Below are 14,483 nucleotides of genomic sequence, written 5' to 3' on the forward strand. Positions count from 1 at the left end.
CCGAACCGGCGATTCGTGCCGGTGATTTCTCCGGCGCTCAGGTACCGAGGAAGATCGGGTTGGTGAAGGCCGCAAGCGGGCCCGGCAGACCCGGGACCACCACCGCGTGCCGCACCTCCGCCCGTACGTACGCCGCGTAGGAGGCCGTCGTACGCCACTCCACCGTCCCTGTCCCGGACGCCGCGAGCGCCACCGTGTGCAGCACGCCCTGGTCGGTCACGAAGCGCACCGAGCAGTCCGGCGCCCCGGTGACCTCCAGGCGTACCGTCACCGGGTCGTCGGCGTCGACGTGCAGTCGCTCGCCGATGCCCGCGTGCTGGCCGCGCCCGCCCGCCGCCGAGAAGTCGAGCGAGACCGCCTTCGACTCGGCGACATAGCTGCGCCCGGCCCGGATGCCGTCCAGGATCGCGTCGCGGGTGAGATTGGCGGCGAGGACGACGGTCTGCGGGGTGCCGACCGGGTCCGGGGGGCGGTGCGCGTCGCTGTTGCCCATCGCCGGGGTCCAGCGCCGCCGTCCGGAGCGTACGGACGCGACCAGCGTGTTGTCCCAGGACTGGAGGGAGACCTCGTCGTCGGGGGTGTACGCACCGTTCCACACCTCCACCGCGTCCGCCTCGCCGAAGCCGAACTTCCAGTTGCAGCCGATGCACGTGGCGTGCGGATGGGCCGGCACGACCAGACCGCCCGCGCGGCGGATCTCGCGGGCGAAGTAGCCGAAACGGTTGTCGCGGGCCCGGTAGCGCCAGTCGACGAAGGTTCCCGGGTCGGTGCCGAGCGCGACCACGTGCCCGTTGCGCGTGGTGACCTCCTCACCCGTGAGGATCAGCAGGTCGTCGCCCGCCTGGTCGGCCCAGTGCGGGTGCGCGGCGTGTGTGTTGTGCTCGGAGGTGTTGATGAAGTCGAGCCCCGCGGCGCGGGCGAGCGCGGCGATCTCGGCGGGGGTGCGCCTGCCGTCCGAGTACCAGGAGTGCAGATGGCAGTCGCCGCGGTACCAGTCGCGGCCGCGCCCCTTGGCCCGCTCCGGCGGATAGACCGGCTTAGGGGTCTTGCCGGGCGCGCCGTACCGCAGCGTGATGGTGACTTCGTACGCGAGGCCCTGCGGCGAGACCGTGTACGGCCCCAGCGCGATGCTCCAGGTGCCGGCGCGCACCGGTCCCGGGATGTAGCCGGGCGTGGCGTCGTCCGCGCGGATGAAGAACTCCGTACGAGCGCCGCCCGACCAGCCACGGAAGCCCTTCCCGCCGAGCTCGGTGCCGCGCTCGTCGAAGATGCCGATGTCGAGTGCGTTGCCCTGGGTGCCTGCCGGGACGACGGGCCGTTCGTAGGTGTACGAGACGTGGAGCTCGCGTACGCCGTGCGGGATCTCGACGGGAAGATAGACGAAGTCGGGGGAGCCGGGCGGCAGCGTGCCGTGTACGACCTGGGTGTGTTCGTCCTCGGTGTTCTCGCCGTTGCCCGGGTTCGGGGCGGCGTTCGCGAAGCTCACAGTGCCCAACGTAAGCGCCGCAGCGGCTCCCGTCACCAGCAGTCCCCGTCTACCCATCGCGTGTTGTCCCGCGTGCTGTCCCGCGTGTTCGTCGTTGCACATGCCGTCGGCTCCCCAGGGTGTTGAGAGGGACAGGATTGATGCACTCAAACCCTGGTATTGAGCCGTGAACGGCCGTGCAAGGGAAGGGGGTTGGCAGATTGCGCCGACGTTGCGGGTGCGGCGGGGTGGTTCGGCCGCCCGGGAACCTCATGCCCTGACAGGCTCCGGGACCGACGGGACCCGCGGCACCCGCCGCTTGCCCACGACGCTGCCCACCAGGCCCAGCAGGAAGGCCGTGGGCATCGACACGAGGACGACCGTCTGGAGGGGGAACCAGCTGAGGTCCCAGTCGGGGAAGAGCGCCATGGGGCTTCCGGAGAAGACCGGGCCGGAGATCTGGAGTCCGATGGCGCTGAACAGGCCTCCGTACAGCGTCCAGAGCAGGCCGGTTCGGGTGTAGCCGCTCCAGAACAGGGAGTACACCAGTGCCGGCAGCAGGCAGGAGGCCGCCACCGCCAGGGAGAGAGCCGACAGGAACCCTACGTTCCACCCCTGCACCCAGACCGCCAGGGTGATGCTCAGTAGTCCGACGCCGGCGGACGCCAGTCGCGCGGCTGCCACCTCTCGGCCCTCGGTTGTGCGTCCACGGCGCAGGACGTGCGTGTACAGGTCGTGGGCGACCGCACCCGCGGCTGCCAGGGTGACGCTGGCTACGACGGCCAGCGTGGTGAGGAACACGGCGGAGGAGACCAGGACGACGAGCACTGCCCCGCCGGTGTTGGTGGACGGGCCGCCCGCCAGCTCGCTGGTGAGCAGCAGCAGGGAACTGTTGCCACCCGGATCCGCGGCCAGGATCGACGGGGCGCCGATCAACGCGGCGCCCGCGAAGCCCATCAGTGCGGTGGCGAGGCAGAAACCGCCGACGATGCCGATGGTGTGGCGCACCGTGCGGCGCGCGGTGGCAGCGTCGGGAGCAGTGTTGAGCTGCAGGGCGACGTGGGGCAGGCACGCCGCTCCCAGCACGATGGTGATCATCAGGCCGATGAAGTCGAGGGTGCCTTCCAGATCGGTGCTGCTGGCGAACCGGAGGCCGGGACGCGTATAGCCGGCGGGACGGCCGCTGCCCAGTCCTGCGGCATCGACCAGGGAGTCGGTGCTCCAGTGAAAACGATGGAGCAGTACGGCAGCCACAGCCAGAGCCGCCCCGAGCAGCACCACCGTCTTGATCACCTGAATCACGACCGTGCCGCGCATGCCGCCGAACACCGTGGCGCAGACGACCAGTAGACCGATCATGACGACGGCTGTCTGTGCTGCTCCCTTACCGGAGAGTCCCAGCAGCGTCGCGGTGGTCACGCCCGCACCGGAGAGCTGCACGACCAGATAGGGCACGCATGCGCTCAAGGTCACGACGGCGGCCGCGATCCTCACGGCGGGCCCGGGTGTCCGCAGGGCGAATGTGTCTCCCAGCGTGTAGCCGACGCGCTCGCGCAGGGGAGTGGAGAGCAGGAGGAGCACTCCGAGTGACAGCACCGTGCACAGGGCAATGAGCAGGCCGTCGTAGCCGAAGATTGCGACGCTTCCCGTGGTTCCGAGCACCGTGGCGGCGGACAGGTAGACGCCGGACAGCACGAGGGCACCCCGCACGGGACGCATTCTTCGACTGGCTGTGTAGAAGTCGTTGACCCGGTCTCTCTCAGGGCCGCTGAGAACGCAGATGAACAGGATGGGGACGATGAACGCCAGAAAGCCCGCGAGGACCAGGGCGCGGGTGTCGGTGTCCAGGAGGTCGGGCGCGGCGAGCAGGATGTCAGTGTTCATCAGTACTGCTCCACGTCCTGCTCGTGCGGGGCGCGTCTGTCCTTGCGGCGGTCGTACCGCGCCGCCGTCCACAGCAGCAGGGAAACCTGGAGGAGCAGTGCCAGCATGCCGACGTTCAGCTCTCCCCAGACACGGTTGCCGAGGAAGTCTTCGGCGGAGCAGGCGAGCATCAGATGTACGCCGAGGGGCAAGCCGTTGACAAGCGCGAAGCTCAGACCTGGGCGGGGTGGCCGTGGCCGCTGATGTAGGTGGTGGGCGTGCTCGTAGGCCATGGCGATCTCCTGGCGGCGTGGCTGGTTCCCTGTGCTGGGCCTCACCAGAGCACGTGCAACCAGGCCCGTCCATGCGCTGTGCGCGCGCCGTTGTCCGCTCCCAACGCCGCTACGAGATCGGTGTGCTGATGCCCAATCGTTCGTATCCGGTGCGGCTGGTACCGAATGCGACAGCCGGTCCGAGGAGCAGGTGGGCATCGAGCGCGAGGGTGAGTTGTACCAGGTCACGGGGGCGGGAGAGCACCAGGCCGGTGATCTGCTCGAAGCGGCGCAGGCGGTTGAGCACGGTGTTGCGATGGCAGAACATGCGCCGGGCGGCGCGGGCGGCGGAGCCGCCGTTCTCGATCCAGATACGGAGGGTGTCGAGCAGTGTGTCGCGGTCGGCGGGTTCCAGGTCGTACACGTGCCGGAGCACCTGCCTGGCCAGTTCGGCGGACAGGTCGGGCCGCGAGATCAGCAGCCCGTCGGGCAGGCGGGCGTCGAGCCGCGCGATCTCACCGTCGGTGCGGCACGTGCCGAGGGCGAGGCCGGCCATGTCACGCGCTCGGGGCAGGCTGTCGAGCCCCTGGACGACCGGGCTGATACCGATCCGGAGCCCGGGTCCGGCGTCCAGTCCGGAAACGAGCGCGTCCAGTGGGAGCTCGCCCAGATGGGCGACGAGCACATCGCTCTGTCCGTAGTTGTGGCGCATGATCCGGATGCCGCGAAGCTCCGGGGTGCTTTCGGGGACACGGCCGTACGGTGGCGTGGCCTTCAGCACCGCCACCGCGAAACGTCCGTCGTGCGGCAGATCGAGGATGGCCGCCGCGTCCTTGGTGAACTGGGGTTCGTTGCGGCCCTCCAGCAGCGCGGCGAGGATCAGCCGGACTCGTTCTCCGTGCCGGCTGGCGACGCCCTTGGCGACCTGCCGGTAGGCGTCGGCGAGCATGACGGCGTCGCGGTCGTTGTGCTTCCACACCAGCTCGGCCACATGCACGAGCTGACGCATGTTGCCGAGCCCGTCACGCTCCACCGTGCTGACGATCCCGCTCCAGACCCCCGAGCCGGCGACCCGGTAGGCGTGCAGCACCTCGTCGAGGGGGCGGCCCTGTTCCGCGCGCCTTATGCCGAGCTCTCTGGTGTACCGCTCGACGTCCACCATCCTGCCCGGATCGAGGCTGACCTCCAGCCCGAGACGGATGCCCAGGTTGACGGTCTGCCGCATGTCCGGGGGCGCGAGCACGGGGTCGGCGTAGTACGGCACCTCGGCGCGGATCTGGTTCACGACGGTGTCGGCGAGTTCCGTGCCGCGGTTCAGGAGGCGGCGGCAGACCCGGTCGAAGAGTTCGAGCGGCTCGAGCGGCCCGAGGGGCTCAAGCGACTCGAGAGGAGGGACGGGACTGGTGTAACTGGTGTACATGAGCCCTCCAGCGTTGGGAGGCCATCATGCTAAGCGGTTGGTCAGTGCTTGGTAGTGACTAGGCCAAACCGTGATGATTCCGTGCAGCAGCTGGTATAGGACCTAGTCGCTGCTCCGCTTCCGGCGGGACAGCAGCAGTACGACGATGACGATCAGCGCGATGGCGATGATCAGGCCGATGACCAGCCCGGACCCGAAGCCCTTCTTCTTCTTTTTCTTCTTCTTGCTCTTCTTGCCCTCGCTGACGGTGGCGACGTCCGCCTGGGTGACGGTCGAACCGGTCTCGGGCGCAGCGGCCGGGGCTCCGTGCACCGCGGCGACCGCTGTGGCGCGGGCGGGCGCCGACGCCGAGGCGGCGGGCGCACCCGCCAGCAGGGCTCCGGACAGCACAAGTGCCGTGGTGGCGATGCGCAGACGCATCATGATGTGGTTCCTCCCCGTGGTTGCCGGGCTCTCGGCATGTGGCACCGTACGGCATACCGTTGGCCGTCACCAGAGACGATGACGGAGGGTTCCGTATGCGGATCTCGACCACGATCTTCCTCACGGACGAGACGATCACGCCGGTGCGACTCGCCCGCGAGCTGGAGGAGCGCGGCTTCGGCGGGCTCTATCTGCCCGAGCACACCCACATCCCGGTGGAGCGGGCGACCCCGTACCCCGCGGGCGGCGAACTGCCGCCCGAGTACGGCCGCACCCTGGACCCCTTCGTCGCACTCGGCCAGGCCGCGGCAGTCACCTCGCGGCTCGGCCTCGGCACCGGCATCACACTCGTCGCCCAGCACGACCCGATCAACCTCGCCAAGCAGATCGCGACCCTCGACCATCTGTCGGGCGGGCGTTTCACGCTCGGCATCGGCTACGGCTGGAACAGGGAGGAGGCCGCGGACCACGGGGTGGAGTGGTCGACGCGGCGGGAGCTGGGGCGGGACCGGATGGCGCTGATGCGGGCGCTGTGGGCGCCCCAACCGACGGCGTACAAGGGCGAGTTCGGTTCCGTACGCGCGTCGTACGCCCACCCGAAGCCCGCGGGCGGCGCGCCCCGCACCCTCATCGGCGGCGCGGCCGGCCCGAAGCTCTTCGCCCAGATCGCGGAGCACGCGGACGGCTGGCTCCCGATCGGCGGCCGGGGCCTCACGGAGTCGGTCCCGGCGCTTCGGGCCGCCTGGGAGTCGGCGGGCCGCGACCCGGAGAGCCTGCACGTGGTGCCCTACGCGGTCCTGCCGTCGCCCGGGAAGCTGGCGCACTACGCGGCGTTGGGCGTGGAGGAGGTCGTGCTGCAGCTCCCGCCGGCGGGCGAGGCGGAGGTGCTGCGGGCGCTGGACGAGTACGCACAGTACGTGTGATCCCCGGGCGCACCCGGTGCCTGCACGGTCCGCGGGCCGCCCGTCGGAAGCAGGGCGGCGGAGAGGGCGGCGAGGATGATCAGTCGTGGCGTCTTCATGCGGCCCGAGCCTGACGAGGGGGCGGGGGCGGGCCAGGGAGACACGCGCGGGGCTAGTCCAGAGGGAGGAGCCCGGTGTACGACACGAAGGCGGACCAGGCGCCGGGGGTGACGGCGAGCTGGTGGCCGTCGGTGACTTTGGAGTCGCGGACGCGGATGACGGCGGGGCAGGTGGCGACCTCAATGCAGGCACCGCCTTCGCCGTCGCTGTAGCTGCTCTTGAACCAGTGGAGCTGCCCGGTGTTCATAGCTCTCCAAGCATCTTTTCGATCAGGGCCAGCGACTCCCGTGGGCTGAGAGCCTGCGCTCGGATGATCCCATAGCGATCGATGAAGACCCGGACTTCCTCCGGTTCGGTGATCAGTCGGGGGTGCCCGTAGATTTCTGTATATGCCACCTGCTGCCGCCCCTTGGGAGTCAGCAGGATGAACGAGCCTCCCATGCTGGGATGTTCCTCGCGATCAGTGGGCATGACCTGAAGCTCTACGGTCCGCATTCGTCCAGTGTGCAGCAGTCGACGCAACTGCGCTGCATGGACCGTCCGTCCACCGATAGGCCGTTGCAACACGACCTCTTCGAGTACATAGCTGAAGGTCGGAGCGGGCCAGCGTTCGAAAATCTGCTGCCGGGCCAGTCGGTCGGTCACTCGCTTCTCGATGGTCTCCTCGTCTAGCAAGGGCCGTCGTTGGGTGAAGATCGCGCGTGCGTAGTCCTTGGTCTGAAGCAGACCCGGAATGGCCTGATTGCTGTAGTCGAGCAGCGCAACGGCCTCCGCCTCAGCCCGCGCATAGTCCCGGAACCAGTCCGGATGCCGAGTCCGTGCCTTCGACTGAGCCTCCCGTACGTCCTCCACCGCGGCTTTGAGCACACCCCGGGCGGCCAGCAACTCATCCACCCGCTCAAGAAAGTCGGGCTGTGGCGTCCGTACACCCCGCTCGATCGCCGAGATCAGATCCTCACCGCAGTGCGCGGCGACTCCCAACTCCCGCTGGCTCAGCCCGGCCTGCTCCCGCAGGACCTTGATCTGCTTGCCGAGAGCCCTGAAGAGATGCGCCGTGCCGTCCACTTCAGCTGGCCGCTCCGGCCGCTCTTCCGTCATGCCGTACCGCTTTCTCGGGCACGGCCGACATTCCGTACAGCACGCCGTCCGTACCCGTACAGTTACCCAGAGTCGCGAAAACAGTCCTGGTCAGGGTACGGCGAACCGGCCACGCTCAGTGACGTGAAAGCAGAAACCACCACCCCCACGACCGAGTTCACCCAGCGCTTCACGGCTACCCGCCGGGGCGCCCGCCTCGCCCGCCACGTGGCCGTCCATCAACTCGACGGTTGGGGTGTCCCGTACGGCAGCGACCTCTCCGACTCCGCGGCGCAGATCATCGCGGAACTCGCGGCGAACGCGGTCACGCACGGCCGTGTCCCCGGCCGCGACTTCGAACTCCGCCTGGTGCTCACCCCGACGACGCTCCGCATCGAGGTCTCGGATGCCCGCGCGGACAGCGAACCGACCCCGAGGTCACCGGCCGCCGACTCGCAGACGGGCCGCGGCCTGCTCATGGTCGATGCCCTCGCGACGACTTGGGGTATGGCCGACCGCATCATCGGCAAGACGGTCTGGGCTGAGTGCCTGCTGCAACAGCCTACGGACTAGCCGCAGGAGAAGGGCTCATCAACCCCTCCCCAGTGAAATGAATATGGCATCTCCCCTCCAGTGAATTTCGCGCTGACTCCGACATCTGGCAGGTCGAACTCTTCCCGAAGCCAGCCATCCATTGCCAGCGCCGCCACTTCGGAAGAGTAGTCGCTCAACGGAAATTTCAAGGCGGCGACTTCTACGGTTAGTCCATCGGGAATCTTGAGGGTGAGGTTTTCGGAATGGAGTGAGATTCCGAAGCAAAGCCAAGCGGCATCTCTCCAGTGCATTCCGTCCGGTGGGAGGGTGAGCCAAACTCTGCGGTAAATTTGGATACCGCGCTCCCTGGGAAGCGATAGGCGTGCAGTGGCTGACAGGTCTGCCGCCAGCCCTCCGATCGGGCTGCGCAAGCGATACTTGAAAGTTCTGATCGTTCTTTCCATCAGTCGCCGAATTTCAGTAGATGGAATATTGCCTTGTTGAAGTAATGCTCATCCCCCATGCCTGTGGGTCCTCGGACATAGTCAAAATTGTGCGGTGCTCCATCCCCGTAGAGGCGACTGTACTTATCGACAAAGGCTTCTGCTTCGTCTGGGGTCATCTTGATGACATCCGCCTTGCGCATGGCCTCGAAGTCGCTCGCTGAGACCTTGAACTTAAGGATCTCAACATCTGCGCCGCGAGTGCGCAGGCGCTCCGCGTAGCGCACGGCTTCGTCTGCTGACCCCCAGGAGTAAACACCCTCACCGTACTGTCCGCGAATGTCTTCGGTGGGCCACGGAGTGCCGTCCCCGCGCAAACGTTCGGCGTTCGCGCGATCCTGGACCGTGTGAAATTCGTGATAGTCGGGGGCCAGGCCGAGGTGGTCAGACCAAGTGTGAGGATTTTGTACATAGGTAGCCGGGTTTGGCGCGGGGGTCAGGCCGAGGGGGTCTGCGGTGAGATATCGGCCCGATTCGGAGTCGTAGTGGCGGTGAAAGTTGTAGTGGAGACCGGTTTCGGGGTCGAAGTACTGGCCTGGAAAGCGGAGCGGGGTGTACGCCGTGCTTGAGATCGCCCAGGTCGTGTTGCCCCATAGGGTGGCGCGGGCGCGCCAGACTATGTCGCCTTGTTCGTCGATTAGTTCGTTCGGGGTGCCGATCAGGTCGCTGATGATGCTGAAGAAGCGCTGGTCTATCTCCACTTGTGGAGCATTGGCGGCCGTGATGCGTTCCATCTGGCTGATGGGGCGCAAGCCTTCGTGATCCCAGGTGAGGGTGACAGGGTTCGGAAGCTCGGCTGACGTGGTGGTCTGTTCGCAGAGGATCGTGCCGTCCCAGACGAATTCGATCTGCTCGAGGATCGTTTCCCCGTCATCAGCCAGCCGGTGCTTGGCGACGCGGCGGCCGCAGGGGTCGTATAGGTACTGCCAGCGGTTGCCGTCAGGTGTGGTGACCGCAATGAGGTGATCCTCGGCATCCCATTCGTATCGCCACGTGTCCGGCTTGCGGGAGAGACGCGTCTTCTGACGCAGTGTGATGCGGCCCAGCTCGTCGTGTTCGTAGCGAACGTTGCCCGCTCGGGAAATTGTGGTCCCGCTGTATCTGCGCGGGCCTGTGGCTTCTTGGCCCGGATGGGATGTGGGCCAGGTTGCTTCGGTCTGGTTGCCAGCCTCGTCGTATGCGTATCGCTCGGTCCAGCCGGTCGCGTGGACGGCTGTGACCCGCCCGGCTGCGTCCAGGTCGAAGTGGCGGCTGCCAGCGAGTTGGTCGTCGATGCTGATGAGGTTGCCGTCGGCCCGGTACGTGTAGGCGCGGCGCTGGATGCTCCGGTCTGCGCCGGCGACGTGCTGGCCAGTCAGGCGCCCCAGTGTGTCGAAGCTGGACTCCAGGGTGACTGTCTCGCCAATGTGGCGGGCGAGTTCGTGGCCTGCCGCGTCGCGGTCGAAGCTCAGCGTTCGACCTGAGGTGGTCAGGGTGGCCCGTCGGCCTGCCGCGTCGTACGTCCAAGAGCTCAGCGCGCCTGACGGCGTCGTTCTGCCTGTTCGGCGCCCCAGCACGTCGTGGTCGTAAGTGACAGTGCGGCCGTTCACCGTTTCGGACTTGAGGCGGCCGAAGCGGTCGCGAAGGCGGGTGATCCTGGTGTCCGGGCCGATTGCCTCGGAGAGCTGGTCCGAGAGGTCGTACGCGTACGTGGTGACAGTGCCGTCTGCATCCTTGGAGACGATGCGATCGAGGTCGTCGCGTTCGTAGCGGACGGTTTGGCCCACGGCGTCTGTGCGGGCTGTGAGGCGGCCCGCCTCGTCATGCGTGTAGGTGAGGGCGCGGCTGTCGAAGTCGGTTTCCGATGTGAGACGGCCTGCGACGTCGTACTCGTACGTCCAGGTCAAGCCCTGAGGGTTGAGCACCTGAGTCAGACGCAGCTCAGTGTCGTGCTGGAACTCGTGGCGCACTCCGTCGGGACCGGTCCGGGCGGTCATGAGGTCGAAGTGGGTGTACTCGAAGCGGGAAACAGCGCCCATGGCATCGGTGTGTGCAACGCAATTACCCTCGCCGTCGTATGCCCACGACTGCTCGGTGCCGTCTGCTTCGATGCGGCGGGCCGGCTTACTCTCCGGTGTCCATTCCAGACGAGTTGTGTTGCCGAGCGGGTCGGTCAGGGCGACAGGGCGTCCGAACCCGTCCCGGTCGATGCGGGTGACCGCGCCCAGAGGGTCAGTGATCTCAACCGGGAGGCCGGCGGCGTTGCTGCGGATGTGGGTGGTGTTGCCCAGGGCATCGGTGACCGAAGTCGCGTGCCCGCGCTCGTCGTAGGTGTAGCGCGTGGTTGCCCCGGACGGGTCGATGACCGTGACGCGGTTGCCCCGCTCGTCGTACTCCTGACGCACTGACGTCCGGTCCGGGTTGGTGACGTGTACCGGGAGGCCAAGTTCGTTGTAATCGGCGTGCAACTCTCGCCCGTCAGGACGGACGATCGTCCTCGGACGGCCCGACTCGTCGTACTCAAAGCGTATGGTGTGGCTGAGAGGGTCTGTCAGGGACAGCAACCGGTTGTACCGGTCGCGCTCGTAGCGGGTGACCGCCCCCAATGGGTTGATCTCCGCGACGACTTGATAGGTGTCGTTGATCAGATAGCGGTGGACCGCTCCGCTGCTGGTGGTTGTGGTGGTGACGCGCAGACCGGTTTCGGGGTCGGTGCCGTCATAGTCCAGCCGCAGAGCCATGTGGCCCTCGGTGCCGCCTTCGGCTATGCACCGGTCGTGGTCGTCGTAGGTGTACTCGTAGCGGCTGCCGTTCGTGTCAGTCCAGGACGTGACGCGCCCTCGCCCGTCGTACGCGAACTGGAGAGGCAGACCCGAGGAGTTGATGACCTCGGTGAGGTGACCGTCGGTGTAGCCGTAGCGCAGGATCTCCTGGTCGGTGCTGTCCGGTGCCGCGCCGGCCAGGTGGAGGGCGGTGATCCGGCCCTGGTCGGTGGTGAGCTTCAGGTGGTAGCCACCGTGGTGCACGATTCCGGTCGGCGTGCCCGTCTCGTCGTACTCGAAGGTGATCCAGTTGCCGTTGCGGTCGTCGATCTGAGCCAGTAGTGCAACATCCGCGCTGCGTGTGGTGAAGTGCCAAACCCGACCGGTGTCCGGGTCGGTGACCGTGTAGTCCCCGTCGGTGTCGCGGTCCAGGAGCCAGCGCGGGCCGTGGCTGGGCAGGACCGGGACCCCGGGAGCGGGATGCGGGTACGCCAGCAGAAGGCCGTCCTCACACACGAAGACGACGCCTTCGGAATCGATCTCCAGATGCTGGTCTGCGGTGGACGACCAGGACGGTCCGAACCAGCGGCCCGCCCGGTAGTCCGAGGCCACGCGGCGGCGGAAGGCCAGCGGAAGCACACCGGGCAGAGTGATGTCCGTCTGAGGGAGATACATGGTGCCGGTGGCGAGGTCGACCGGGTCGGTGCCCTTGCTCTCCACCGCCTCCTGAGGACGTGAAGGCTTGGCAGGATCCTCAACGCCTCTACGAGCGGCCGATTCGGCGCCCTCTTCGAGTCCGTGCTTGACGCCGTTCCTCATCCCGGCGCGGATACCGCCCCGCACAAGCCCCGCGCCCTTTGAGCCGACGAGCTCGGGGACCAGTCTTCCTAGGAACTCGGACGGGTCGCCCTTCGCCGCATCCCACGCGTTCTTCAGCGCGCGGTCCGGGTTGGCGGCTGTGGACGCCAGCCCGGCGAGCGTCATGTTGAGGCCCTTGTAGTACTCGGCCGGGTGGGTCAGGTTGTACGGGTCGATCGGGTTGACCGTGCGGACGAAGTTGAGCAGTCCCGCCGTGCCCTTGACGATGCCGCCGCCGAAGTGCGCGAGCTCGAAGCTCTGGCCCAGGCTGTAGTCCATGAGCTCGAGCTCGAGCTTTTTGCGGCCGGTGGGTTCCTTGGGGGCGTGCGCCATCGCCGCGGTGACGGCTGTCTTCGCAGTCTCGGCGGCTTCGTTGCGGTGGCTGCGGGCCTCTTTGAGGATTTCCTGCGCCCGCTCGCGTTTGGCCGTGCCCGGGTCGGAGAACTCATCGGGCTTGGGCAGCGGGTTGTCGCCGTTGCGTGCGGCGTTGTAGGCGTCGACCTTCTTGTTGTGCGCGTCCACGGCCTTCTTGGAGTCCTCGTCGCCCTCCTTATACAGGGCGATCGCTTCCTTTGCCTTGCCCTGCGCGCCGGTGATCGCCTTGGAGTACGTCTCGAGAGCCTTGGCGGCGTCCTCAAAGGCATCGGCCGCGTGCAGCCAGTCGGTGGGCAGTGTCTGGAACTTCTCCCGGAAGGTGTCGGCCGCCTCACCCTTCCAGTTGCTGGAGTCGAGTCTCTTCATCCCGGCGCCAACCAGGTCGAACGCCAACTGGAAGTCCCGCAGGTTCTTCACCGACTCGGCGATCTTCCCGGGGTTGCCGTGGATCAGCTCATTCGCTTCCTCGGTTTGGCCGAGCTGCTGCTCACCGACTTCCGCTCCCAGCGATGAGGCGGTCTCGTCGCCCCAGTCCTCGACCACGTCCGCCAGCTTGTGCTGGCCCATGTGGTCAAGACCGTCACCGACCTTGTCCGTTGCCCAGTCGACACCCTCGCCGACCTTCTCCTTGGCCTTGTCGATCCCCTTGTCGACAAAATCAACGCCCTTGTCGACCCACCCTCCCCAGTCCGGCATCAGCCGTGCTCCCCCCACCGCGGCTGCTCAGCCTGATCGATCGTCTGTTGGTCCGGGTCGAACGTCTCGCGCATCTCCTTGTCCATCGCGTCACGAATCTTCGGGTCGATCAGGCCCGAGCGCTCCATCGAGTCCATCTGCGCGTCCATCACGTCGTACCCGGTGTTCTTCCAGGTCTGGTTGACCTCTTTCTGGGCCTCGGAGAAGGACTCGGCGCTCCAGTCCGCACCGTCGAAGGCGGACTGGGTGCTGATCTTGTCCCAGCTCATCGCCTTGACGTCGTCCTCGCTCAAGTGCGGGTTCCCGTTCACCGAGTTCACACCGATCTTGATCGAGTCCTTGATGTACTGCTCCTGCTCGGCGAACGAGCCGGCCGACAGACCCACCCCCTGCGCAAAGGCATTCCCGCGCAAGGTCAGCGCCCGTACGCCCCACTCCCAGCGATCACAGAACGTCTGGAACTCCGCTGTCAGCCCGCTGTGCCCCAACTCCATCCCCGACAACGCAAGATCCGAGAAGCCTCGCCCTGTCGACGCCTCACCGATCATCCCGAGGTCCTTCAACTCGGCATGCGCCAAGTTGATGCCCTTCGCGATCTCGGCCAGCGCCGCTTCCGGCGCCGCGAGATCAGGATCGCTTCCGCTCATTCCGTCCCCCCGAGATCTACCGCCGCCGCGTCCGGCACGATGCCCTGGACCGGCGGGAACAACATGCCTTCGTCACTGCCCGCGTCGAGCGCCACCCCGGCCGGCATGTGCAGCATCGGCACCATCACATCCAGCAGCCGCGCGCCCAGGATGGTCTGATACGTCCACTCCCGCTCGGCATCCCCCTGCGCACGTGCAAACTGTGCGAGCGCCTCTTCGTCCGAGAAGGCACAGATCCAGCGAACCCCGCCCTGGTCCGCGGTCCACAGGCTCCCGTGCGGGTCGATCGGTACCAGCACGGCGGTGCGCCGGAATTCCCCGAGCAACACTGCAAACTCTTTGCGAGCCACAGCGAGTTGATCCTCGGCGGGAACCGTCGGCGCTGTTCCCACAGCAGTTGAATCAGGTACCGAATCGGCCAAATCGGTTAGTCTCAGAGGCTGTTCGGGCCCCGGTATGCCATCCCCGTTGCTGCTCATGCACCGCATGCTGCCACGAACCAGTTTTCGAATGCAATGGAATCAAAGCGATCAAACCGTGGGATATCACCAACGCTTGCCGAAGCATCGTCCAGTGACCATGGTGAC

Annotated in this window: 13 protein-coding genes; 2 read left to right on the top strand and 11 right to left on the bottom strand. The window is 67.0% G+C overall.

The window, feature by feature from the left end; genetic code table 11:
* Window positions 1-37: 37 nt before the first annotated feature.
* The 5 genes from ACQEVG_RS02330 to ACQEVG_RS02350 form a co-directional block, all read right to left on the bottom strand.
* On the bottom strand, window positions 38-1,588 hold the full coding sequence (locus tag ACQEVG_RS02330; RefSeq protein WP_432976186.1) for a CehA/McbA family metallohydrolase: 1,551 nt from the start codon (window positions 1,586-1,588) through the stop codon (window positions 38-40).
* 147 nt (window positions 1,589-1,735) lie between these two features.
* Entirely contained in the window at window positions 1,736-3,349 is a 1,614-nt protein-coding gene (locus ACQEVG_RS02335) for a cation acetate symporter (protein WP_432976189.1), read from the bottom strand.
* Window positions 3,349-3,621, bottom strand: a complete 273-nt coding sequence (locus ACQEVG_RS02340; protein ID WP_432976192.1) for a hypothetical protein — start codon at window positions 3,619-3,621, stop codon at window positions 3,349-3,351. Before ACQEVG_RS02340 ends, ACQEVG_RS02335 begins: the two co-directional genes overlap by 1 nt.
* A 109-nt stretch (window positions 3,622-3,730) precedes the next feature.
* Entirely contained in the window at window positions 3,731-5,020 is a 1,290-nt protein-coding gene (locus ACQEVG_RS02345) for a PucR family transcriptional regulator (RefSeq protein ID WP_432976195.1), read from the bottom strand.
* 102 nt (window positions 5,021-5,122) lie between these two features.
* Window positions 5,123-5,443 (bottom strand): hypothetical protein, encoded by a 321-nt coding sequence (locus ACQEVG_RS02350; RefSeq protein ID WP_432976198.1) that lies wholly within the window; start codon window positions 5,441-5,443, stop codon window positions 5,123-5,125.
* A gap of 95 nt (window positions 5,444-5,538) precedes the next feature.
* Between ACQEVG_RS02350 and ACQEVG_RS02355 the strand changes: the two genes are divergently transcribed.
* Complete coding sequence (locus tag ACQEVG_RS02355; RefSeq protein ID WP_432976201.1) at window positions 5,539-6,366, top strand: LLM class F420-dependent oxidoreductase; 828 nt, start codon at window positions 5,539-5,541, stop codon at window positions 6,364-6,366.
* A gap of 151 nt (window positions 6,367-6,517) precedes the next feature.
* Here ACQEVG_RS02355 and ACQEVG_RS02360 read toward each other — a convergent pair whose 3' ends face one another.
* Together ACQEVG_RS02360 and ACQEVG_RS02365 are read right to left on the bottom strand one after the other, a co-directional pair.
* Window positions 6,518-6,712, bottom strand: a complete 195-nt coding sequence (locus ACQEVG_RS02360) for a DUF397 domain-containing protein (protein WP_432976204.1) — start codon at window positions 6,710-6,712, stop codon at window positions 6,518-6,520.
* The gene (locus ACQEVG_RS02365; protein WP_432976207.1) at window positions 6,709-7,563 is read right to left on the bottom strand and encodes a helix-turn-helix domain-containing protein; all 855 of its coding nucleotides are present in this window, start codon (window positions 7,561-7,563) and stop codon (window positions 6,709-6,711) included. The genes ACQEVG_RS02360 and ACQEVG_RS02365 overlap by 4 nt, the downstream gene beginning before the upstream one ends.
* 123 nt (window positions 7,564-7,686) lie before the next feature.
* On the opposite strand from ACQEVG_RS02365, the gene ACQEVG_RS02370 reads away from it, so the two are divergent.
* Window positions 7,687-8,115 carry an ATP-binding protein gene (locus tag ACQEVG_RS02370; protein WP_432976210.1) on the top strand — a complete coding sequence of 143 codons (429 nt, stop codon included), beginning with the start codon at window positions 7,687-7,689 and terminating at the stop codon, window positions 8,113-8,115.
* On the opposite strand, the gene ACQEVG_RS02375 is transcribed toward ACQEVG_RS02370, so the two are convergent.
* From ACQEVG_RS02375 to ACQEVG_RS02390, 4 genes are read right to left on the bottom strand one after another with little or no spacing between them, the layout of a single operon-like run.
* Window positions 8,112-8,540, bottom strand: a complete 429-nt coding sequence (locus ACQEVG_RS02375) for a hypothetical protein (RefSeq protein WP_432976213.1) — start codon at window positions 8,538-8,540, stop codon at window positions 8,112-8,114. The genes ACQEVG_RS02370 and ACQEVG_RS02375 overlap by 4 nt on opposite strands.
* On the bottom strand, window positions 8,540-13,249 hold the full coding sequence (locus tag ACQEVG_RS02380) for a putative T7SS-secreted protein (RefSeq protein WP_432976216.1): 4,710 nt from the start codon (window positions 13,247-13,249) through the stop codon (window positions 8,540-8,542). The genes ACQEVG_RS02375 and ACQEVG_RS02380 overlap by 1 nt, the downstream gene beginning before the upstream one ends.
* The gene (locus ACQEVG_RS02385) at window positions 13,249-13,896 is read right to left on the bottom strand and encodes a hypothetical protein (protein ID WP_432976219.1); all 648 of its coding nucleotides are present in this window, start codon (window positions 13,894-13,896) and stop codon (window positions 13,249-13,251) included. Before ACQEVG_RS02385 ends, ACQEVG_RS02380 begins: the two co-directional genes overlap by 1 nt.
* Window positions 13,893-14,375 (bottom strand): SseB family protein, encoded by a 483-nt coding sequence (locus tag ACQEVG_RS02390; RefSeq protein ID WP_432976222.1) that lies wholly within the window; start codon window positions 14,373-14,375, stop codon window positions 13,893-13,895. Before ACQEVG_RS02390 ends, ACQEVG_RS02385 begins: the two co-directional genes overlap by 4 nt.
* Between the last annotated feature and the right edge of the window lie 108 nt (window positions 14,376-14,483).

Origin of the sequence: Streptomyces sp. CA-135486 (assembly GCF_050936555.1) — a bacterium.
GTDB lineage: Bacteria > Actinomycetota > Actinomycetes > Streptomycetales > Streptomycetaceae > Streptomyces.

What these genes read in the sequence shown, in the direction of transcription:
- ACQEVG_RS02330 (WP_432976186.1), bottom strand. Translation starts at nt 1,588, where the DNA reads ATGTGCAACGACGAACACGCGGGACAGCACGCGGGACAACACGCGATG.
- ACQEVG_RS02335 (WP_432976189.1), bottom strand. Translation starts at nt 3,349, where the DNA reads ATGAACACTGACATCCTGCTCGCCGCGCCCGACCTCCTGGACACCGAC.
- ACQEVG_RS02340 (WP_432976192.1), bottom strand. Translation starts at nt 3,621, where the DNA reads ATGGCCTACGAGCACGCCCACCACCTACATCAGCGGCCACGGCCACCC.
- ACQEVG_RS02345 (WP_432976195.1), bottom strand. Translation starts at nt 5,020, where the DNA reads ATGTACACCAGTTACACCAGTCCCGTCCCTCCTCTCGAGTCGCTTGAG.
- ACQEVG_RS02350 (WP_432976198.1), bottom strand. Translation starts at nt 5,443, where the DNA reads ATGATGCGTCTGCGCATCGCCACCACGGCACTTGTGCTGTCCGGAGCC.
- ACQEVG_RS02355 (WP_432976201.1), top strand. Translation starts at nt 5,539, where the DNA reads ATGCGGATCTCGACCACGATCTTCCTCACGGACGAGACGATCACGCCG.
- ACQEVG_RS02360 (WP_432976204.1), bottom strand. Translation starts at nt 6,712, where the DNA reads ATGAACACCGGGCAGCTCCACTGGTTCAAGAGCAGCTACAGCGACGGC.
- ACQEVG_RS02365 (WP_432976207.1), bottom strand. Translation starts at nt 7,563, where the DNA reads ATGACGGAAGAGCGGCCGGAGCGGCCAGCTGAAGTGGACGGCACGGCG.
- ACQEVG_RS02375 (WP_432976213.1), bottom strand. Translation starts at nt 8,540, where the DNA reads ATGGAAAGAACGATCAGAACTTTCAAGTATCGCTTGCGCAGCCCGATC.
- ACQEVG_RS02380 (WP_432976216.1), bottom strand. Translation starts at nt 13,249, where the DNA reads ATGCCGGACTGGGGAGGGTGGGTCGACAAGGGCGTTGATTTTGTCGAC.
- ACQEVG_RS02385 (WP_432976219.1), bottom strand. Translation starts at nt 13,896, where the DNA reads ATGAGCGGAAGCGATCCTGATCTCGCGGCGCCGGAAGCGGCGCTGGCC.
- ACQEVG_RS02390 (WP_432976222.1), bottom strand. Translation starts at nt 14,375, where the DNA reads ATGAGCAGCAACGGGGATGGCATACCGGGGCCCGAACAGCCTCTGAGA.